Origin of the sequence: Cellulosimicrobium sp. 4261 (assembly GCF_040546915.1) — a bacterium.
GTDB lineage: Bacteria > Actinomycetota > Actinomycetes > Actinomycetales > Cellulomonadaceae > Cellulosimicrobium > Cellulosimicrobium cinnabarinum.
In genome coordinates this window covers 223,425-242,408 of sequence record NZ_JBEPOQ010000003.1, presented here as the reverse complement: position 1 = coordinate 242,408, position 18,984 = coordinate 223,425, and the positions used below count along the sequence as shown (strand labels likewise).

Genomic DNA, 18,984 nt, shown 5'->3' with positions numbered 1-18,984 from the left:
TGGGTCGCGGTCGCTGCGCCGGCGGAGCCGACGCGAGTGGCAGAACCCAGGCGCCCAGGCGGTCGACGCTCCAGCAGGTAGATCCGGCCGCTCCCCGGTGGTCGTTCCCACCCTCGCCAGTCGCGGCCGTCGTCCAGTCTAGCGGCCCGACGGCGAAGGCCCCGGCTCGGCCGGCGCGGCGCACGGCACGGTGCCCGACGCCGCGAGGGCGGCCGCGTCGTCGGCCCACGTGTCCGGGGTGCCGACCCGCCAGAGGGACCGGACCGTGCTGAGGACCGCGACCGTGACGACGAGCAGCCCCGCGAGCACCGCGAGCGCGGTCCCGAGCCCGAACCGCTCGAGGAGCCCGCTCCCGACGAGCGGGACGAGGGGGCCGGCCGCCAGCCCGGTGAGCCCGAGCACGGACGCGAGCCGGCCCTGGAGCTGCGGCGGGGTGACGGCCGCGGCATAACCCGACAGGCCCGCGTTCACGGCCGGGACGAGCAGGAGAGCGACAGGCAGCACCGCGAGGTACGCCGCGTACGACTCCAGCACGGCCATGACGACGGACCCCGCGGCGAGCACGCCGAGCGCCGCGACGACGAGCGCCCCCGCGCGGACCCGCGCGACGAGCCGGGGCGCGAGCACCGCGCCGACGAGCACGCCCACGCCGACCGCGAGGTCGACGAGGCCGATGAGGACCGGCGCGGTGCGCGTGCGCACGAGCTCGAGGTTGATGCCGACCATGAGGCTCCCGAACGCGACGTTGATGACGACGAACAGGCCGAGCAGCGCACGGAACAGCGGCACGGACCACACGAAGCGCAGGCCCTCGCGCAGCGCCGCGAGGGGCCGGGTCGCGCGCGCCGCCTCGACGTCGCCGTTGAGCGGCTCGCGCACGAGCCACGTGCACACCGCGGTCGCCGCGTGCCCGATCGCGGCCCCGGCGAGCGGGACGGCGTGCGCGACGGCGTAGAGCGCCCCGCCGAGCGGTCCGGCGAGCAGGCTCGCCACCGCGTCCCGCCCCTGCGCGGCCGCGAGCGCCGTCGGGAGCTGCGGCACCGGCACGACCGAGCGGAACGCGCCGCTCGTCGCCGGGTCCACGAGCGCGCCGACGGCGGAGGCCCCGAAGAGGACGGCGGCGAGGTGCCACGCCGTGAGCGACCCGGTGCCGGCGGCGACGGCGACGGTCGTCCAGAGCAGGGCCCCGACGGTCGCCGCGCCCACGACGAGGCGGCGTCGGTCCACCCGGTCGGCGACGACGCCCGCGGGCAGCGTGGCCAGGAGCGCGCCCACCTGCCCGACGGCGGCCACCACCCCCGCCTGCACGACGGACCCGGTCAGCCCGTACGCCACGAGCGGGACGGCGAAGAGCGCCACCCCCGCACCGAGCGACTCGGCGGTCAGGCCGGTCATGAGCAGCAGGTACGAGCGGTTGCGCAGGAGCGACGGCGGGTCGACTGGTGCGGAGCCGGTGGCGTCCGGGGTCCCCTCGGGGACCGGGGCGTCCGCGGTCGTGCCCGGGTCGGGGGTCGCGGTGGGCGCGTCCGGCGCCAGACCGACCGCGGCCCTGGACGAAGGCGGGGACGGGCGGTCGGGCGGGGACGTCGGCGGCTGGTTCGTCATGCCGACGAACCTATGTGCGCAACGCCAGTTGCGCAATAGTCATTGCGCACTATGTGGTGAGCACTCCCCCGTGCGGGATGCCCGGGCGTTGCTAGCCTCGGCGTGTGCTCGACACCTTCCACGTCCAGGACCCCGCGGCGCTGCGCGCGATCGCGCACCCGCTGCGCCAACGGATCCTCATGGAGCTCGCCGTCCTCGGGCACGCGCGCGCGGCGGACCTCGCCCGGGCCACCGGGGAGCCCGCCAACTCCGTGAGCTTCCACCTCCGCGTCCTCGCCCGGGCGGGCATGATCGTCGAGGCCCCCGAGCACGCCCGCGACCGGCGGGACCGCGTGTGGAAGAACGTCGCGCAGAGCTACGCGGTGGAGCCCGGGACGCCCGACGCGGTGCGCCACGTCGTCCGCCCGGCGCTCGCCTGGGCCGAGGAGACCTTCCGCCGCGGGAGCGTGATGGGCGCGCGCGAGGATCGCATCCTCGCGCTGAGCACGCTCGTCCTCAGCCCCGAGCAGGCGGCGACGATGACGCGTGAGCTCCAGGAGCTCCTGGAGCGCTGGAACACGCGGTCGCTCGACGAGGGGCGCGCGGACCCCGAGGCGCGCCGCGAGACCTACCAGGTCCTCGCGGTGCTCGCCCCGCGCGACCTGCCCTCCGCGGACGACGAACCGTCGCCCCCGCCCGGAGAGGATCCGTCGGGCCGACCGGCCGCGGCGCCGGCCGGCTAGCCCAGGACGACCCGGCGACCGTCGATGCGCAGGCCCTCGCGCGCGACGCGCCCCACGGTCTCGACGAGCAGGGCGCGCTCGGCCACCTTGATGCGCTCGTGCAGCGACGACTCGTCGTCGCCGTCCTCGACGGGCACCGCGACCTGGGCGACGATCGGGCCGGTGTCGACGCCGTCGTCGACCACGTGGACCGTGCAGCCCGTGACGCGGACGCCGTAGGCGAGCGCGTCGCGCACGCCGTGGGCGCCGGGGAAGGACGGCAGGAGCGCGGGGTGGGTGTTGAGCGTGCGGCCCGCGAAGCGCCCCACGAAGGCGGGGCCGAGGATGCGCATGAACCCGGCGAGGACCACGAGGTCGGGCCGGAACACGTCCACCGCCTGGGCGACGGCCTCGTTCCACGCGCCGCGGTCCTCGAACTCCCCGGGGGCGACGACGACGGCGGCGACGCCCGCCTCGCGGGCGAGGTCCAGACCGCCGGCGTCGGCCTTGTCGGAGACGACGCCGACGACGCGCGCGCCGTACGCGGCGTCGTCGTGCGCGGCGAGGAGCGCCGCGAGGTTGCTGCCCGCCCCGGACACCAGGACGACGACGCGGGCGGCGGAGGTGGACTCGACGGGGTGGCCGGACGGCGTCTGCACGGTGCTCCTGCGGGGCTTCGGGGGTTCGCGGGTCTCGGGGCGCGGTCGCGGCGGCGGGCCGGTCGGACACCCGTCGGGGCACGCAGCCTCCGATGGGAGAATGTACCGCGAGCCGCCCGACCGACCGAGGAGCTGCCCGTGGGCAACCCGTACGCACCGCCCCGTCCCGACGCGCCGCAGCAGCCTCGACCCGAGCCCGCGCAGCCGGAGGACGGAGCGCGTCCGGACGCGCCGGCACCCGCACCGGGCCCCGCGCCCGCCCCGCTCCCCCCGGCACCCGTGCGCCCGGACCAGCAGGCCGGGCCGGGTCACCGCCGCCCCGCGCAGCCGGAGCCCCCGGAGCCGGACCCGGAGCTCGCCCGGCAGGCGACGCGGCGCACCCTGCACTTCGGTCTGCTCCTGCTCGCCGTCATCGTCGTGAGCACCATGCCGTTCCCGTGGCAGGCCGTGAGCCTCGCGCTCGCGCTCGGCGCGATCGTCGTGGGCATCCGGGCGCTGCTGGCCGTCTGGCGAGCCCGCGTGCGGGGTGCGCTGGTCCCGGCCCTCGGGATCGGCGTCGGGCTCTCGGCCATGCTCGCGCTCCAGATGGTCTCGACGCTCGTCACCTGGGACGTCGCGCTCGCGCACCAGCAGTGCCTCGACGGGGCGATCACCGTCTCGGCCGAGAAGCGCTGCGACGTCGAGCGCACGCACGCGCTCGAGGAGAAGTTCGCGCGCTGGATCCCGACCCCCGCCCCCGCGTCCTCCTGACGCGTCGAGGCTCCGTCACCCGTTCGCGACGCAGCTCGCGGACGGTGAGCGCGTGACGGGGCCGGCGACCCCGGCGGGCTGACCGCCGCGGACGACGCCGCGCGGCAGCTCCTGCCCGGTCCACCCCGGCGACCAGGCTGCGCGCCGGTCAGTCGGCGTGGCGCCGGCCCAGGACCTCGAGCCGTGCCCACAGGACGGCGAGCGCGGCGCCGCCGCTTGTCTCGGCCGCGGCGAGCGCCCCGACGACGAGCGCGTCCGCGCCCACGACCTCGAGCCGGCCGGGGCCCACCGCTCCCCCGGCGAGCCAGCTCACGAACCCGACGAGCAGGCCGGACGCGAGCGCGACGCCCGTCAGCGCGAGGACGACGGCGGACCAGGGGACGTCGTCGTCGGGGTGGGTGCCCGTCACCTCGCGCAGGCGCCGCCAGACGAAGACGCCCGCGACGACGCCGAGCGCGACGACGGCCGCCGGGACCCAGGGGGTGATGGCGTTCGTCCAGTCGTCACCGGGCAGCGCCCCGAGGAGCGGGATCGCGGGCAGCGCGCCCGGCTCCGACCCGCCGGGCGCGAACGTGCTCCCCTCGCCCACGGCGAAGCCGGGGCCGACGAGCCACGCCCCGGCCCACGCCACGAGGTTCGGCAGGACGGCGAGCTGGCCGAGCGCGAGGACGATCCCCCCGACGGTGCCGGGCACGAGCCCGGCGACGATGTCGCCCGACGTCGCGCGACCCGCGACGAGCCACGCACCCACGACGACGGCAGAGGCGCCGACGAGCAGGCTCGTGCCGAGCAGCCCGCCACGCAGGCCGAGGCGCACCGCCGGGGGCACGACCCGGTCGAGGCGCCGGGCGAGGTCGGCGACGAACGGCGCGTCCGGGCGCGCGAGGATCCCGCCGCCGAGCCCGAGCCCTCCGACGACCGCTCCCCCGACGACGGCGACGCCCAGCCCCCAGGGCGGCGTCGAGCCGGCGAGCAGCGCGACGCCGAGCGTCGCGAGCGCGTACGTGACGGTGCCGGCGACCCAGGCGGAGGTCGCGGTGTGCGCCGAGCGGCGTGCCGACGCGAAGCAGCAGAAGAGCGCGAGCGCGGTGAGCCCGAGCGGGACGAGGGTGACCGTCGTGCCGCTCGCGACGAGCGGGACGCCGTGCCCGAGGAGCCAGAAGCCCGCCGCGACGGTGACCGACTGTCCCCAGCCCGTCCCCTCGGAGACACCGGTCGAGGACGCCAGGAACGCGACGACCCCCGGGAGCACGACGACGGCGAGCGACAGGGTGAGCGCCTGGAGCGCGGCGAGCACGCCGGACGGTGCACGGCGCACCCCGACGGGTGCGGGTGCCGGGCTGCCTTCCACGGTGCGCGTGCGCGCACCGCGAGTCGTGCTGGTGGTGCTCATGGTGCCCATCGTCGTCGATCGAGAGGTCGGTTCGGGGCATTCGCCCCGGCGCGCCAGACTACCGGCGCCACCGGCTCCGGGGACGACGACGCCCCGCGACCGGCGGACCGGTCGCGGGGCGTCGTACGGGGTGGCTGCGGGCCGTGCGGCCCGACGGAGCCAGGGTCAGGCGAGAACCTCGCGCAGGAGCGCGGCGGTCTCGGACGGCGTCTTGCCGACCTTGACGCCGACGGCCTCCAGGGCCTCCTTCTTCGCCTGGGCGGTGCCCGCGGAGCCGGAGACGATGGCGCCGGCGTGGCCCATCGTCTTGCCCTCGGGGGCGGTGAAGCCGGCGACGTAGCCGACGACCGGCTTCGTGACGTGCTCCTTGATGTACGCCGCGGCGCGCTCCTCGGCGTCGCCACCGATCTCGCCGATCATGACGATCGCCTTGGTCTCGGGGTCGTTCTCGAACGCCTCGAGCGCGTCGATGTGCGTGGTGCCCACGATCGGGTCGCCGCCGATGCCGATGGCGGTCGAGAAGCCGAGGTCCTTGAGCTCGTACATCATCTGGTAGGTCAGCGTGCCCGACTTCGACACGAGACCGACCGGGCCCTTGCCCGTGATGGTGTGCGGGGTGATGCCGGCGAGCGACTCGCCCGGCGTGATGATGCCGGGGCAGTTCGGGCCGATCATGCGCGTGCCCTTGCCCTGCAGGTAGGCCCAGACCTCGGCCGTGTCCTGGACGGGCACGCCCTCGGTGATGACGACGATGAGCGGCATCTCGGCGTCGATCGCCTCGATCGCGGCGTCCTTGGTGAACGCCGGCGGGACGAACAGGACGGACACGTTCGCGCCCGTCTCGGCCATCGCCTCGGCGACGGTGCCGAACACCGGCAGCGTGACGTCGTTGCCCTCGTGGTCCTTGTGGGTGACGGTCGTGCCGGCCTTGCGGGCGTTGACGCCGCCGACGATCTGCGCGCCCGAGTCGAGCATGAGGGCGGTGTGCTTGGCACCCATCCCGCCGGTGATGCCCTGGACGATGATCTTGGAGTCGGAGTTCAGGTAGATCGACATGGTGTTCTCTGTCTCAGCTTTCCGCGTCTACGGGCGATCAGGCGTTGGCCAGCTCGGCCGCCTTGGCGGCACCGCCGTCCATGGTCTCGGCGAGGGTCACGAGCGGGTGGTTCGCCTCGCGCAGGATCGCGCGGCCGAGCTCCACGTTGTTGCCGTCGAGGCGCACGACGAGCGGCTTGGTCGCCTCGTCGCCGAGGATCTCGAGCGCGCCGACGATGCCCTTCGCGACCTCGTCGCACGCGGTGATGCCACCGAAGACGTTGACGAAGACCGACTTGACCTGCGGGTCGTTGAGGATGACGTCGAGACCGTTCGCCATGACCTGCGCGTTCGCGCCGCCGCCGATGTCGAGGAAGTTGGCCGGCTTGACGCCGCCGTGCTCCTCGCCCGCGTACGCGACGACGTCGAGCGTGCTCATGACGAGCCCGGCGCCGTTGCCGATGATGCCGACCTCGCCGTCGAGCTTGACGTAGTTGAGGCCGTTCTCCTTGGCCTTCGCCTCGAGCGGGTCGGTCGACTCCTTGTCCTCCAGCGCCTCGTGGTCCGGGTGACGGACCTCCGACGCGTTGTCGTCGAGCGTGACCTTGCCGTCGAGCGCGATGATCGAGCCGTCCTCGGTGCGGACGAGCGGGTTCACCTCGACGAGCGTCGCGTCCTCGGCCGTGAACACGGTCCACAGCGAGCGGATGACGTCGGCGACCGGCGCCTTGAGCTCCTCGGCGAAGCCCGCTGCGTCGACGATCTCGCGCGCCTTCGCCTCGTCGATGCCCACGATCGGGTCGACGGCGACCTTGGCGAGCGCCTCGGGACGCTCGACGGCGAGCTGCTCGATCTCCATGCCGCCCTCGACGGAGCACATGGCGAGGTAGTTGCGGTTCGAGCGGTCCAGCAGCACCGAGAAGTAGAACTCCTCGGCGATCTTGGCACCCTGTGCCACCATCACGCGGTGGACGGTGTGGCCCTTGATGTCCATGCCGAGGATCTCGGACGCCTTCTCGGCGGCCTCCTCGGGCGAGTGGGCGAGCTTGACGCCGCCGGCCTTGCCGCGGCCGCCGGTCTTCACCTGGGCCTTGACGACCACGGTGCCCCCGCCGAGCTTCTCGGCTCCCGCGCGGGCCTCCTCGGGCGTCGTCGCGACGACCCCGCCCAGCACGGGCACGCCGTGCTTCTCGAAGATGTCACGCGCCTGGTATTCGAACAGGTCCACCCTGCTGCGTCCTTCCGTCTGATGCGCCGTGTGCGGCATGACCGATGTCTCGACATCAAGACATCCCCGTACAGGGTAGCCCCCGCTCCGGGACGCGCCTATCCGGGGTCGCTGCGGGGCCACGCGGGCGGGTGTTCCCTTCGTCACCTCTGGCGGCGCGCGTCAACCACTGTTGACACCACCAGGCGTGTCAACCTATATTGACACGCATGGAACCCGTCGACATGGACGCTGCGAGCAGCACCGACCCGGACGTCGGGCTGCGGGCCGTGCGGTCGCTGCGCGTGCTGGCCGAGCGCCTCGAGGCGCTCCAGGTCGAGCACGCCCGGTCGCTCGGCTGGTCCTGGCAGGAGATCGCCGACCGGCTCGGCGTCACGCGTCAGGCCGTGCACAAGAAGTACGGCGCGTCCCGCACCACGAGGAGGTCGTGACATGTTCGAACGCTTCGCCGCCGACGCCCGGGAGACCGTGGTCGGCGCCCAGGAGGTCGCGCGGGAGCGCGGCGACGACGCGATCGACGGGGTGCACCTGCTCCTGTCGCTCGCCCGGCAGGAGGGCAGCGCAGGGTCGGCCGCGCTCGCCGCGGTCGGCGTGAGCCCCGCTGAGCTCGAGCGCCAGGTCGACGTGGCCGGCGGCCGCGACGCCCTCGACGGCCCCGCCCTGGCCGCGCTCGGGATCGACCTGGACCAGGTCCGGGCCCGCACGGACGCCGCGTTCGGCCCCGGCGCGCTCGACCGGGCGGGAGACGACGCGCGGGGCCGCGGGCGACGCCGAAGCCGCTCGCACGTCCCGTTCACCCCGGAGGCGAAGAAGGTGCTCGAGCTCTCGCTGCGCGAGGCGGTGCACGACGCGTCGCGCGTGATCGACTCGGGCCACGTCCTCGCCGCCGTCGCGCGCAGCACGGGCTCGACGGCGCACCGGGCGCTCGCCGGAGCGCTCACGGCCGCCGGGTCCGACGACGCCGGGCTGCGCGCCGCGCTCGCGACCCGGCACCGCGCCGCGTCCTGACCGGCGCGCGACGGGGGCACGTCGAACCGCGCAGGCTCGGCGTGCCCGCGGTCAGCCCGGCGGGACCGGCCCGGTGAACGCGTCCAGGTCCCACCCGGCCGCCGTGGCCAGCTCGCGGTACGACCGCTCGAAGAACGCGAGCAGCACGGCGTCGGGGTCGGCGGCGTCGCGCAGCACGCCGCACGGGAGCACCGCCTCGCGCAGGGCGGGGTCCCAGTACCCCGGCGCCAGGTCGAGGCCCGCGGCGCCGGGCGGCTCCGGGTAGGCGTAGGCGTACACCTGGTCGGCGTGCGTCGTCGGGTCTCCCGGCCAGTAGCCGACGGCGACGTTCTCCGCGTTCTCCGCGTAGCGGTAGATGGGCTCGAGGTCGTCCGGCTGCGGGTGCGGCTTCCCGTTGAACAGCGTGAGCCCCAGGTCGAACGCGCCCCAGTAGAAGCGCGGCCCGCTGGACTTGCCGTAGAACCCGGAGCGGAACCGCTCCATGACCGCGGCAACACGCTGCACGGTCGCGAGCCAGGTGCGCGTGAGCTCGCCGTCCCACTCCCCGACCGCGGTGTCCTGCTCGAACGGTACGGGGTCGGGGATCTCGCGCGGGGTCGACCAGACGCGCACGGGGACGTCGAGCCGGTCGAGGCACGCGAGGGTGCGGGCGTAGAAGTCGGCCACCGACATCGGCCCCAGCCCGATCGTCTCGGTGCGCCCGTCGGACGTGCGGAACGCGACCCGCTCCCCCACGAGGTCGATCTCGACGTCGAGGGCACGTTCGCCCACCTGCATGACGGGGGTCACGAACCCTCGCGCCGTCACGTGGAACGCGACGTTCCACCAGTGGTTGACGAACGGGGTGAAGTCGAGCACGACCTTGCCGACGACCTGCGTGAACAGGTGCAGCGGCCGGCGCGTCGGCTCCCAGCGCCGCACGTTGAGGTCGGGCCAGGGGGCGGGACGGGCGGCCGACGGCTGGGTCACGGCAGGCTCCTCGGGCTCGGTCGTCCTGCCACGGTAGGACCGTGCGCGTGCTCGTGCCCGACGACGGGCTGACGCCCCGCCGCGGAGCCGCGCCTACCGTCGGGGTGTGCCCGACCAGACCGCGCTCCCCCACCGCTCGGACGACCGCTCCGACGCCCCCGCCCTCCGCACGCGCTCCGCGGCCTCCCGCTCGACCGGCGTCCCTGCTCCCGGCGGGCAGCCGTGGGCGCGGGGCGCCGTCGTGCTCGCCGCGAGCTTCCTGCTCGGCGGCCTCACGTCCTTCGCCCAGGGCTTCCTGGCCGACGCCGCAGCCCCCTTCGCGAACTCGGCGAGCGGCTGGACCCTGCTCACCGCGCTCGCCGTCGCCTGGGCCGCCCGCGACGCGCGGACGCGGACGTGGCACGCCGCCGTGCTCGGTGCCGCGAGCTTCGTGCTGCTCACCCTCGGGTACACGGTCGCCGCCGACCTGCGCGGGTTCTTCTACGACCCGACGCTGTTCGGGGTGGTCGGCCTCGTCGTCGGCCCGTTCGTCGGGGTCGCCGCGGCGTGGCTGTGGCGCCCGGGCGTGCGCGCGGCCCTCGGCACGGCGGTGCTCGCGGGCATCGGCCTCGGCGAGTCGGTGTACGGGCTCACGACGGTCGTCGAGACGACGGGCGCCACGTACTGGGTCGTGATCGGGCTCGCGTCGCTCGTGCTGCTCAGCGCCGTGCTGGCCCGGCGCCTGCGCGGCCCCGTCCCGGTGGCCGTCGCCGCGGGAGGCACCGCCGTCGTCGCCACGGCGTTCGTCCTCGCCTACCGCGCGCTCGGCACGATCGGCTGACGCGGCGGACGTCCCCCGCGCACGCAGGGCGCTCGACCGGCCGGTCGACCGCCCTGTGTGTCAGCGCGTGGCGCGTCGGAGCATGGCGCGTCAGAGCTTGGTGACGGGCGAGTACCGCAGCAGCAGCCGTTTGGTGCCGTCCGCGCCGAAGTCGATCTTCGCGACGGCGTTCGGCCCCGCGCCCTCGAGCGAGACGACCGTCCCGAGCCCGTACGCGTCGTGCGTGACCTTGTCGCCGACGGCGAGGTTCGGCACGTCCCCGTCGGCCCGCGGCGTCGCCGACCCGAACTTCGCCCCGCCGGACGGCGAGCCGAACGACGATCGCGCCGAGGAGGTCGAGGCCGGATCGTGGCGGGCCTGGCGGGAGGAGCCCGAGGATCGAGGGCTACGAGTGGCGGAACCGGCACCGGCCCCCTCGGCGCGCGACCCCGACCCCGACCCGAATCCGGAACGCGAACCGGACCACGAGCCCGACCCGCGCCCCCAGACGGACCCGCCCGCGCGCAGGGTCGCCATCGACGACTCGCGCCGCCGCCAGTCCCACAGCTCCTCGGGGATCTCCTCGAGGAACCGGCTCGGCGGGAACTCGTTCGCCATGCCCCACGCGGAGCGCACCGCGGACCGCGACACGTAGAGCCGCTCGCGCGCGCGGGTGATGCCCACGTAGGCGAGGCGGCGCTCCTCGGCGAGCTCGGCGTCGTCGTGCAGGGACCGCATGTGCGGGAACGTGCCGTCCTCCATGCCGGTGAGGAACACGACCGGGAACTCGAGGCCCTTGGCGGTGTGCAGGGTCATGAGCGTGACGACGCCCGGGTCCTCCTTCTCCTCGACCTCGGCGTCCTCGTCGTCGCCGTCGTCCGCGGGGATCTGGTCGGCGTCGGCGACGAGCGAGACGCGCTCGAGGAAGTCGGAGAGCGTGCCCTCGGGGTCGAGCTCGCTGAACTCGGTCGCGACGGCGTGCAGCTCGGCGAGGTTCTCGACGCGCGTCGCGTCCTGCGGGTCGTCGCTCGCGCGCAGCTCGGCCAGGTAGCCGGTGCGGTCGAGGACGGCGCCGAGGATCTCGGACGGGCTCGCGCCGGAGTCCGCGAGCTCGCGCAGCCCCGTCATGAGCTCCGCGAAGGCCCGCAACGGGTTGAGCGTGCGGTTCGTCAGGCCGGGGATCTCGTCGATGCGGGCGAGCGCCGCGCCGAACGAGATGCGCTCGCGGTCCGCGAGCGCCGCGACGGCGCCCTCGGCGCGGTCGCCGAGGCCCCGCTTGGGCACGTTGAGGACGCGGCGCAGGTTGACGTCGTCGTCGAGGTTGTCGATCGCGCGCAGGTACGCCACGGCGTCCTTGACCTCACGGCGCTCGTAGAAGCGGGTGCCCCCGACGACCTTGTACGGCAGGCCGACGCGGATGAGCACCTCCTCGAGCGCCCGGGACTGCGCGTTGGTGCGGTAGAAGACCGCGACGTCGCCGGGACGCACGCCCTCGGTGTCGCCGAGGCGGTCGATCTCCTCCGCGACGAACCGCGCCTCCTCGTGCTCGTTGTCGGCGACGTAGCCGATCACCTTCGCGCCCGCGCCCGAGTCCGTCCACAGGCGCTTGGGCTTGCGGTCGGGGTTGCGCGAGATGACGGCGTTGGCAGCCGAGAGGATGTTCTGCGTCGAGCGGTAGTTCTGCTCGAGCAGGATGGTGCGGGCGTCCGGGTAGTCGGCCTCGAACTCGAGGATGTTGCGGATCGTGGCGCCGCGGAACGCGTAGATCGACTGGTCGGCGTCGCCGACGACGGTGAGCTCGGCCGGGTCGAGCGCCGGGACCTGCGCCTCGCCCGTGCCGCTCGTCGCCGCGTCGGTCGCGGCGGAGTCCTCGCCCACGCCCGCGAGCTCGCGCACGAGCACGTACTGCGCGTGGTTGGTGTCCTGGTACTCGTCGACGAGCACGTGGCGGAACCGGCGACGGTAGTGCTCGGCGACCGCGGGGAACGCCTGGAGCAGGTTGACCGTGGTCATGATGATGTCGTCGAAGTCGAGCGCGCTCGCCGCGACGAGCCGGGCCTGGTAGCGCGTGTAGACGTCGGCGAGCACCTGGTCGAACTCGGGCACGTTCGCGCCGTGCTGGCCGGCCCGCGCCGCGAGGCCGTCGTCCGTCGCGTGGGCGCCGGAGTCGCGCGCGTAGGTCTCGGGGTCGATGAGCTCGTTCTTGAGGTCCGAGATCTTGTTGGCGAGCGACCGCGCCGGGTACTTCTTCGGGTCCAGGTCGAGCTCGCGCGTGACGAGGGTGATGAGCCGCTGGGAGTCGGCGGCGTCGTAGATCGAGAAGCTCGACCGCAGGCCGAGCGTCTTCGCCTCGCGCCGCAGGATGCGCACGCACGCCGAGTGGAACGTGGAGACCCACATGTTCCGCGCCGACGGCCCGACGAGCGCCTCGACACGCTCGCGCATCTCGGCCGCGGCCTTGTTGGTGAAGGTGATCGCGAGGATCTGCCCGGCGCGCGCCCGGCCCGTGGCGAGCAGGTGCGCGATCCGGTGCGTCAGCACGCGCGTCTTGCCCGACCCGGCGCCCGCGACGATGAGCAGCGGCCCGCCCGCGTGCACGACGGCCTCGCGCTGCTGCGGGTTGAGCCCGTCGAGCAGCGCGTCGGGGTCGAGGTGCGCGTACCGGCCGCGGCGCTCGCCCGACGGCGCACCGCCGGTCGCCCCCGGCGCGCCGTCACCGGCGGGCGACCCGGCGCCGTCGGGCACGGCCGGGTCGTCGGTCCAGCGCGGGGCGGTCCGCGGGAGGCGGGACTCGCCGCCGTGGTCGACGCGCGGGCCGTCGAACAGCGTTTCGAGGCCGGGCAGCGGGAGGTTCTCGAAGAGCGAAGCCATAGCCCCTCCAGCCTAGGCGCCCGCGCCCACACCCGGCACCGCCCGGCCGCCGCGTCCACCGACGAGCGCCGCCGACGGGTCGTGCCGATGAGTCCCGCCGCCCGGCGCGGTCTCCCCGATCGTCCGCAGCACGTGCGCACAGCACGGGCCCGCACCACGAAGGAGTCACCATGGCGACGACGCACCTCACAGGCGTGCACACCGTCGCGGTCCCGGTCGCCGACCAGGACCGCGCGCTCGCGTTCTACACCGGGACGCTCGGCCTCGAGCTCCGGATGGACGGTGAGCTCCAGGCGGGCTTCCGCTGGATCGAGGTCGCACCCCCGGGCGCCGCGACGTCCGTCGCGCTCGTCCGGGCCGACGACGGCCGCGGCGCGGGCGTGGACACCGGCATCCGCCTCACGACGACGGACGCCGCGGGCGACCACGCGACGCTCTCCGCGGCGGGCGCGGACACGGGCGAGCTCCTGCGCTGGGAGGGGGTCCCGCCGATGTTCGCGCTGCGCGACGCCGACGGCAACACCCTCTACGTGATGGAGCTCCCCGGCTGACCGGAGACGCCCCCGGGTCAGGTGATCGCGAGCCCGATGCCCCACGTCGCGGCGGCGAGCAGCCCGCCGAGGAGCTGGACGAGGATCGTGATGCCGGTCGCCTGCATGGCGGCGACCGTCGCGCGCCAGGCGGCGCGCCGGTCGCGGCGGCGTACGAGCTCGGCGAGGAACACGGCGAGCACGAACCCGATGAAGAGCCCGATCACGGGGATGACGAAGAACCCGACGACGCCCGCGATCCCGCCCCACACGAGGGTCGACCACGGGACGTCCGCCCGGCGCATGTGCCGACCCGCGAGGACGTACTGCGACACCTCGGCGGCGACGACGAGCACGGCCGCGACCGCGAAGACGACCCAGGCCGCCGTGCCGCCCGTGACGATCGCCCAGACGAGGATCGCCCCGAGCACGAGCACGTTCCCGGGCAGGATCTGCACGACGATCCCGATCAGCCCGACCAGGATCGCCAGCCCGACGAGGACCTCTCCACCGACGCTCACGGGGGAAACACTCGCACGTCCGTCGCGCTACGCACGTCCCGCGGGCGGGACCAGCCGGGGGTGCGCGACGCCGTCGACCACCCACGAGCGGATCATCGCGCTGAACAGGTCGGGGTCCTCCGCGCTCCACTGGTGGTGCATGCCGGGCGCCAGGCGGACGACGGCGTCCGGCGCCCGGCGGGCGATCGTCCCGAGCGCGGAGCGGGCGGCGCGCAGGTCGCGCGAGCCCGCGACGGCGAGGACGCGCGCGCCCGACGCCTCGAGGCCCGTCGGCCAGCAGCCGCCGTAGACGTCGCGCAGGGTGCGGGCCATGTTGTCGCGGCGGATCGCGAGGCCGGACCGGACGAAGAGGTCGCGCGCGTCGGCGGGGAGGCGGAAGGCTCGCGCCTGCGCCTCCCAGTACCAGCGCCTGTCCCACACCCCGAGCTGCGCGCGCCCGACGACGCCCGCGAGCCCGGGCACGCCGTCGACCGCCGCGCCGGACGCGAGGACGGAGCGCACGAGCCCGGGGTGCCGTGCCGCGACCCGGAGGGCGACGATCCCGCCGTACGACAGCCCGACGAGGTGCACGGCCCGGCCCGCGGGCAGAGCCGCGACGAGGGCGGCCACGTCGTCGGCGGTGGCGTCGAGCGACACGACGTCCTCGGCCGCCCGGGACCCGAACCCGGGCAGGTCCGGTGTCCGGACGTCGAGGTCGGCGAGGTGCTCGACCTGCGGCTCCCACATCCACGACGCGACGTTGCCGCCGTGCAGCAGGACGACGGCGACCTCGCCCGTCCCCGCGCCGTCGGGCGGCGTCGCGGGGTGGCGTCCGACGGCGTCCGGCGTGGTCACGGGAGCACCTCCCGCTCGGTCTCGTCGAGCCACGCGAGCTCGGTCCGGGCGTGCGCGAGACCGTGGCGGAGCGTGGCGAGGCGCAGGGCGAGCCCCCGGGTGCCGCGGACGCGGTCGGCGTCGGGATCGCCGTCGGCCAGGACGGCGGCGACGCGCTCCTGCTCGGCGGTGAGCGCCGCGACCGCCTCCTCCGCCTGCGCGCGGCGGGACGCGAGGAGCTCCGCGACGCCCGCGTCGTCGAGCTGGTCGGCGAAGAACAGCCGCCCGAGGAAGGGCTCGCGCGCGTCCTCCGGCTCGAGCGGCGCGGCGAGCCAGTCGCGGAGCGCCGCGCGGCCCGCGGCGGTGATCGTGTGGACCTTGCGGTCGGGGTAGCTCTCCTGCGGCACGACCTCCACCTCGGCGAGGCCCGCGTCGACGAGGGCCGCGAGCGTGCGGTAGAGCTGCGAGCGGTCGGCGGCCCAGAAGTGGTGCACGGAGGTGTCGAACGCGCGCTTGAGGTCGTAGCCGGTCATGGGCCGGACCGTGAGGAGCCCGAGCACGAGATATCGAAGGACCATGCGACTAGTGGACCATGCACCTAGAAGCGGGTCAACGCCTCGGAGACGACGACGGCCCGCCGACGCGGAGCGTCGACGGGCCGGGGGCCGGCGGTGCGGTCAGTTCCAGAACACGGCGACGAGGATGTTGACGAGGGTCAGGCCGCCGATGGCGTGCTTGAGGCCCGGCGCCACGGCACCGTCGGAGGCCTTGGCCCCCTGGCGCTTGGCGACGAACGCGAGGACGGCGATGACGAGGGCGACGACCAGCTTGACGCCGATCTTGGCCATGTCCGGACCGCCGTCACCCCAGACCGACGCCTCGCCGATCCCGACCATGGCGATCCCCGCGACGAGCGCGGTGAGCGCACCGTGGAAGACGCCCTTGTACAGGCCCGGCGAGCGCAGGGACGCGAGGTAGCCACCGAGCACGATGGCCCACCCGATGAAGTGCAGCGCGACGAAGACGTTGTAGAGGAGCTCCATGAGCCCATGGTATTTGCTGACGTCCGTGTCGTGAAAGTTTGCACAAGGTGAGATGCGCCCGGTCGCGCCAGGGCTCGACAAAGCAGACCGAATCGGTCTACTATTTGCGGTTTCCCACCATGCGGACCGGGGCTGTCCACGCGTCCGGACCGCCGCTACTGTTCTCGGCATGACCACGGCAGCCCGCACCCTCCTCGTGACCTCCGGTCACGGGACGCCGGCGTGCGCGCACACGTGTCTCAGCTGTTGTCGCTGAACCGCGCCCGACTCAGCGCGAGCCGTCGCTCGCCTCTCTTCCCGAGAACCCCTGAGAACCGGCGCGCGCCGTCGGTCCTCAGCCACTCGCAGCATCCTCGCTGAGCGCTCGCCGTCGCGCGTCCCCGCCCCCGAACGAGGACACGAGGAACCCCGATGACGCAGGCACCGACTGCGCCCGAGGCCACGGACGGCAGCACTCCGCCCGCCCGTCCACCGCGGCCCGCCGAGCGCCCGGCCCGGACGCCGGGAGACCGCCCCGCGCGCGCCGCACGGCCGAACGGGCAGTGGAAGGTCGACGGCACCGAGCCGCTCAACGCGAACGAGAAGTGGAAGCAGGAGGACGGCGGCCTGTCCGTGCGCGAGCGCATCGAGACGGTCTACGCACACGAGGGCTTCGACTCCATCCCCGGCGACGACCTCCACGGACGCTTCCGCTGGTGGGGCCTGTACACGCAGCGCAAGCCCGGGATCGACGGCGGCCGGACCGCGACGCTCGAGCCGCACGAGCTCGAGGACCGGTACTTCATGCTCCGGGTCCGCATCGACGGCGGGGCGCTCACGACCGAGCAGCTCCGCGTCGTCGCGGGCATCTCCACGGAGTTCGCCCGCGACAGCGCGGACATCACCGACCGCCAGAACATCCAGCTCCACTGGGTCGAGGTCGAGGACGTCCCCGAGATCTGGCGCCGCCTGGAGTCCGTCGGGCTGCAGACGACCGAGGCGTGCGGCGACGTCCCGCGCGTCGTGCTGGGCAGCCCCGTCGCGGGCATCGCCGCCGACGAGCTCATCGACATCGGCCCCGCCGTCGCGGGGATCACCGAGAAGTACATCGGCGTCCCCGAGCTCGCGAACCTGCCCCGCAAGTTCAAGACGGCGCTCACCGGCCACCCGAGCCAGGACGTCGTCCACGAGATCAACGACGTCGCCTTCGTCGCGCACCGCCACCCGGAGCTCGGCGTCGGGTTCGACCTCTGGGTCGGCGGCGGGCTGTCCGCGAACCCGCGCCTCGGGGAGCGCCTCGGGGCGTTCGTCACCGAGGAGCAGGTGCCCGACGTGTGGCACGGCGTCGTGCAGATCTTCCGCGACTACGGCTACCGCCGGCTGCGCAACAAGGCGCGCCTGAAGTTCCTGCTCGCCGACTGGGGGCCGGAGAAGTTCCGGGAGGTGCTCGAGACCGAGTACCTCGGGTACGCGCTGCCCGACGGCCCGCCGGCGCCCAAGCCGTCCGTCCCCGGCGACCACGTGGGCGTGCACAAGCAGAAGGACGGGCTCAACTACGTCGGGGCCGCGCCGTACGTCGGGCGCGTGTCCGGCACGATCCTCGCGAACGTCGCCGACCTCGCGGAGTCGGTCGGGTCGCACCGCGTGCGCCTCACACCGCACCAGAAGCTCCTCGTCCTCGACGTGCCGGACGAGCACGTCGAGCACGTCGTGTCGACGCTCAAGGAGAACGGCCTCGACGCCCGGCCGAGCCCGTTCCGCCGCAGCACGATCGCGTGCACCGGCATCGAGTACTGCAAGCTCGCGATCGTCGACACGAAGGACACCGCGACCGCGACGATCGACGAGCTCGAGCAGCGGCTCGGGGACCTGTCCCAGATGAAGCCGCTCTCCCTGCACGTCAACGGCTGCCCCAACTCGTGCGCGCGCATCCAGACGGCGGACATCGGCCTCAAGGGCCAGCTCGTCATGGACGACGACGGTCAGCAGGTCCCCGGCTTCCAGGTCCACCTGGGCGGCGGGCTGGCCTCCGACGACCGCGAGGTCGCGGGCATGGGCCGTACCGTCCGCGGGCTCAAGGTGACCGCGGACGACCTCACCGACTACGTCGAGCGCGTCGTCCGGCGCTACGAGAGCGACAAGGACGGGTCCGAGACCTTCGCCGAGTGGGCGCACCGCGCGGACGAGGAGGCGCTCCGATGACCGCAGACCTGACCGGCGGGCCCGGTGCACCCGCGAGCACCGACCCGCTCGCGGCGCTGCGCGCCGCGGCCCGTGCCCGGACCGAGCAGCGCGAGAGCGCGAAGGCCGCGCACCACGCGGAGCGCGCTCAGCACGGCAGGGCCAAGCGGTCCCTCGACGAGCTGCGAGAGATCGCGCGCCGCGGCGCCGAGCTGCTGCACGGCGCCGGCACGCCCGGTGTCGAGGGGGCAACCCGTCCGGAGGCGACGGCCGAGGAGGTCATCGCCTGGGCGGCGCGCGAGTTCGGGACCTCCGTCGCGGTCGCGTGCTCCATGGCCGACGCCGTGCTCCCCCACGTCGTGGCGACGCAGATCCCGTGGGTCGACGTGCTGTTCCTCGACACGGGCTACCACTTCGCCGAGACCGTCGGGACGCGCGACGCCGTCGAGCAGCAGATGGACGTGACGATCGTCGACGTCCGGCCCGACCTCACGGTCGCCCAGCAGGACGCGGCGCACGGCAAGGACCTGTTCGGCCGCGACCCGGCGCTGTGCTGCCAGCTGCGCAAGGTCGAACCGCTGCACCGCACGCTCGCGGGCTACGAGGTGTGGGTCACGGGCGTGCGTCGCGACGAGGCGCCGACCCGGACGAGCACCCCGCTCGTGACGTTCGACGAGAAGAACGGGCTCGTGAAGATCAACCCGCTCGCGGCCTGGTCGTTCGACGACCTGCTCGCGTACGCCGCGCGGCACCAGGTGATCCTCAACCCCCTGCTGAACGACGGCTACCCGTCGATCGGCTGCCGGCCGTGCACCCGGCGGGTCGCGCCGGGCGAGGACCCGAGGGCCGGCCGCTGGGCAGGGCTCGACAAGACAGAGTGCGGACTCCACGGATGAGGA

The 18,984-nt window shown here is 74.5% G+C and carries 19 protein-coding genes and 1 riboswitch; of the genes, 8 read left to right on the top strand and 11 right to left on the bottom strand.

Translation table 11 applies throughout. From position 1 onward, the window contains the following. Positions 1-45 precede the first annotated feature (45 nt). A riboswitch (ZMP/ZTP riboswitch) is annotated at positions 46-134 on the bottom strand. 4 nt (positions 135-138) lie between these two features. Then, positions 139-1,605: an MFS transporter gene (locus tag ABIE39_RS05695; protein ID WP_354050786.1), complete on the bottom strand. Its 1,467-nt coding sequence runs from the start codon at positions 1,603-1,605 to the stop codon at positions 139-141. 104 nt (positions 1,606-1,709) lie between these two features. On the opposite strand from ABIE39_RS05695, the gene ABIE39_RS05690 reads away from it, so the two are divergent. Beyond that, a complete protein-coding gene (locus ABIE39_RS05690) occupies positions 1,710-2,327 on the top strand; it encodes a helix-turn-helix domain-containing protein (protein WP_175007903.1) in 618 nt (205 codons plus the stop codon). Here the strand turns inward: ABIE39_RS05690 and purN are convergent. After that, a complete protein-coding gene (purN, locus tag ABIE39_RS05685) occupies positions 2,324-2,965 on the bottom strand; it encodes a phosphoribosylglycinamide formyltransferase (protein WP_108048604.1) in 642 nt (213 codons plus the stop codon). The genes ABIE39_RS05690 and purN overlap by 4 nt on opposite strands. Before the next feature lie 138 nt (positions 2,966-3,103). Here purN and ABIE39_RS05680 point away from each other — a divergent pair, with 138 nt between their 5' ends. Then, the gene (locus ABIE39_RS05680; RefSeq protein ID WP_186810346.1) at positions 3,104-3,715 is read left to right on the top strand and encodes a hypothetical protein; all 612 of its coding nucleotides are present in this window, start codon (positions 3,104-3,106) and stop codon (positions 3,713-3,715) included. Between the two features lie 148 nt (positions 3,716-3,863). Here ABIE39_RS05680 and ABIE39_RS05675 read toward each other — a convergent pair whose 3' ends face one another. From ABIE39_RS05675 to sucC, 3 genes are all read right to left on the bottom strand, one after another. Next, on the bottom strand, positions 3,864-5,108 hold the full coding sequence (locus ABIE39_RS05675; protein WP_354050783.1) for a cell division protein PerM: 1,245 nt from the start codon (positions 5,106-5,108) through the stop codon (positions 3,864-3,866). 165 nt (positions 5,109-5,273) lie between these two features. Next, complete coding sequence (gene sucD / locus ABIE39_RS05670; RefSeq protein WP_021482340.1) at positions 5,274-6,164, bottom strand: succinate--CoA ligase subunit alpha; 891 nt, start codon at positions 6,162-6,164, stop codon at positions 5,274-5,276. Positions 6,165-6,201: 37 nt separating this feature from the next. Further along, positions 6,202-7,371, bottom strand: a complete 1,170-nt coding sequence (sucC, locus tag ABIE39_RS05665) for an ADP-forming succinate--CoA ligase subunit beta (protein ID WP_021482339.1) — start codon at positions 7,369-7,371, stop codon at positions 6,202-6,204. A gap of 209 nt (positions 7,372-7,580) precedes the next feature. Here sucC and ABIE39_RS05660 point away from each other — a divergent pair, with 209 nt between their 5' ends. Next, entirely contained in the window at positions 7,581-7,802 is a 222-nt protein-coding gene (locus ABIE39_RS05660) for a helix-turn-helix domain-containing protein (protein WP_031316040.1), read from the top strand. A 1-nt stretch (position 7,803) separates the two neighbouring features. Further along, entirely contained in the window at positions 7,804-8,379 is a 576-nt protein-coding gene (locus ABIE39_RS05655; protein WP_354050780.1) for a Clp protease N-terminal domain-containing protein, read from the top strand. A gap of 51 nt (positions 8,380-8,430) precedes the next feature. On the opposite strand, the gene ABIE39_RS05650 is transcribed toward ABIE39_RS05655, so the two are convergent. Next, positions 8,431-9,348 (bottom strand): DUF5996 family protein, encoded by a 918-nt coding sequence (locus tag ABIE39_RS05650; protein WP_354050778.1) that lies wholly within the window; start codon positions 9,346-9,348, stop codon positions 8,431-8,433. Positions 9,349-9,454: 106 nt separating this feature from the next. On the opposite strand from ABIE39_RS05650, the gene ABIE39_RS05645 reads away from it, so the two are divergent. Continuing rightward, positions 9,455-10,168 (top strand): DUF6518 family protein, encoded by a 714-nt coding sequence (locus tag ABIE39_RS05645; protein WP_354050776.1) that lies wholly within the window; start codon positions 9,455-9,457, stop codon positions 10,166-10,168. 90 nt (positions 10,169-10,258) lie between these two features. Here ABIE39_RS05645 and ABIE39_RS05640 read toward each other — a convergent pair whose 3' ends face one another. Then, positions 10,259-13,018 (bottom strand): UvrD-helicase domain-containing protein, encoded by a 2,760-nt coding sequence (locus ABIE39_RS05640; RefSeq protein WP_354050774.1) that lies wholly within the window; start codon positions 13,016-13,018, stop codon positions 10,259-10,261. Positions 13,019-13,188: 170 nt separating this feature from the next. On the opposite strand from ABIE39_RS05640, the gene ABIE39_RS05635 reads away from it, so the two are divergent. Then, complete coding sequence (locus tag ABIE39_RS05635) at positions 13,189-13,569, top strand: VOC family protein (protein ID WP_354050772.1); 381 nt, start codon at positions 13,189-13,191, stop codon at positions 13,567-13,569. Between the two features lie 17 nt (positions 13,570-13,586). On the opposite strand, the gene ABIE39_RS05630 is transcribed toward ABIE39_RS05635, so the two are convergent. The 4 genes from ABIE39_RS05630 to ABIE39_RS05615 all read right to left on the bottom strand — a co-directional run bounded on the left by ABIE39_RS05630 (position 13,587) and on the right by ABIE39_RS05615 (position 15,925). Further along, positions 13,587-14,069, bottom strand: coding sequence for a DUF456 domain-containing protein (locus ABIE39_RS05630; RefSeq protein ID WP_354050771.1), 483 nt, complete (start codon positions 14,067-14,069; stop codon positions 13,587-13,589). Between the two features lie 27 nt (positions 14,070-14,096). Further along, positions 14,097-14,903: an alpha/beta fold hydrolase gene (locus ABIE39_RS05625; RefSeq protein WP_209827215.1), complete on the bottom strand. Its 807-nt coding sequence runs from the start codon at positions 14,901-14,903 to the stop codon at positions 14,097-14,099. Continuing rightward, positions 14,900-15,460 carry a PadR family transcriptional regulator gene (locus ABIE39_RS05620; protein ID WP_209827213.1) on the bottom strand — a complete coding sequence of 187 codons (561 nt, stop codon included), beginning with the start codon at positions 15,458-15,460 and terminating at the stop codon, positions 14,900-14,902. Before ABIE39_RS05620 ends, ABIE39_RS05625 begins: the two co-directional genes overlap by 4 nt. A 99-nt stretch (positions 15,461-15,559) precedes the next feature. Then, positions 15,560-15,925, bottom strand: a complete 366-nt coding sequence (locus ABIE39_RS05615; RefSeq protein ID WP_209827210.1) for a hypothetical protein — start codon at positions 15,923-15,925, stop codon at positions 15,560-15,562. A 411-nt stretch (positions 15,926-16,336) separates the two neighbouring features. Here ABIE39_RS05615 and ABIE39_RS05610 point away from each other — a divergent pair, with 411 nt between their 5' ends. Together ABIE39_RS05610 and ABIE39_RS05605 are read left to right on the top strand one after the other, a co-directional pair. Further along, entirely contained in the window at positions 16,337-18,106 is a 1,770-nt protein-coding gene (locus tag ABIE39_RS05610) for a nitrite/sulfite reductase (RefSeq protein WP_354050769.1), read from the top strand. Then, positions 18,103-18,981, top strand: coding sequence for a phosphoadenylyl-sulfate reductase (locus ABIE39_RS05605; protein ID WP_209827206.1), 879 nt, complete (start codon positions 18,103-18,105; stop codon positions 18,979-18,981). Before ABIE39_RS05610 ends, ABIE39_RS05605 begins: the two co-directional genes overlap by 4 nt. Positions 18,982-18,984: the final 3 nt, after the last annotated feature.

What these genes read in the sequence shown, in the direction of transcription:
- ABIE39_RS05620 (WP_209827213.1), bottom strand. Translation starts at nt 15,460, where the DNA reads ATGGTCCTTCGATATCTCGTGCTCGGGCTCCTCACGGTCCGGCCCATG.
- ABIE39_RS05640 (WP_354050774.1), bottom strand. Translation starts at nt 13,018, where the DNA reads ATGGCTTCGCTCTTCGAGAACCTCCCGCTGCCCGGCCTCGAAACGCTG.
- ABIE39_RS05610 (WP_354050769.1), top strand. Translation starts at nt 16,337, where the DNA reads ATGACGCAGGCACCGACTGCGCCCGAGGCCACGGACGGCAGCACTCCG.
- ABIE39_RS05635 (WP_354050772.1), top strand. Translation starts at nt 13,189, where the DNA reads ATGGCGACGACGCACCTCACAGGCGTGCACACCGTCGCGGTCCCGGTC.
- ABIE39_RS05605 (WP_209827206.1), top strand. Translation starts at nt 18,103, where the DNA reads ATGACCGCAGACCTGACCGGCGGGCCCGGTGCACCCGCGAGCACCGAC.
- ABIE39_RS05615 (WP_209827210.1), bottom strand. Translation starts at nt 15,925, where the DNA reads ATGGAGCTCCTCTACAACGTCTTCGTCGCGCTGCACTTCATCGGGTGG.
- ABIE39_RS05655 (WP_354050780.1), top strand. Translation starts at nt 7,804, where the DNA reads ATGTTCGAACGCTTCGCCGCCGACGCCCGGGAGACCGTGGTCGGCGCC.
- ABIE39_RS05695 (WP_354050786.1), bottom strand. Translation starts at nt 1,605, where the DNA reads ATGACGAACCAGCCGCCGACGTCCCCGCCCGACCGCCCGTCCCCGCCT.
- ABIE39_RS05660 (WP_031316040.1), top strand. Translation starts at nt 7,581, where the DNA reads ATGGAACCCGTCGACATGGACGCTGCGAGCAGCACCGACCCGGACGTC.
- ABIE39_RS05675 (WP_354050783.1), bottom strand. Translation starts at nt 5,108, where the DNA reads ATGAGCACCACCAGCACGACTCGCGGTGCGCGCACGCGCACCGTGGAA.
- sucD (WP_021482340.1), bottom strand. Translation starts at nt 6,164, where the DNA reads ATGTCGATCTACCTGAACTCCGACTCCAAGATCATCGTCCAGGGCATC.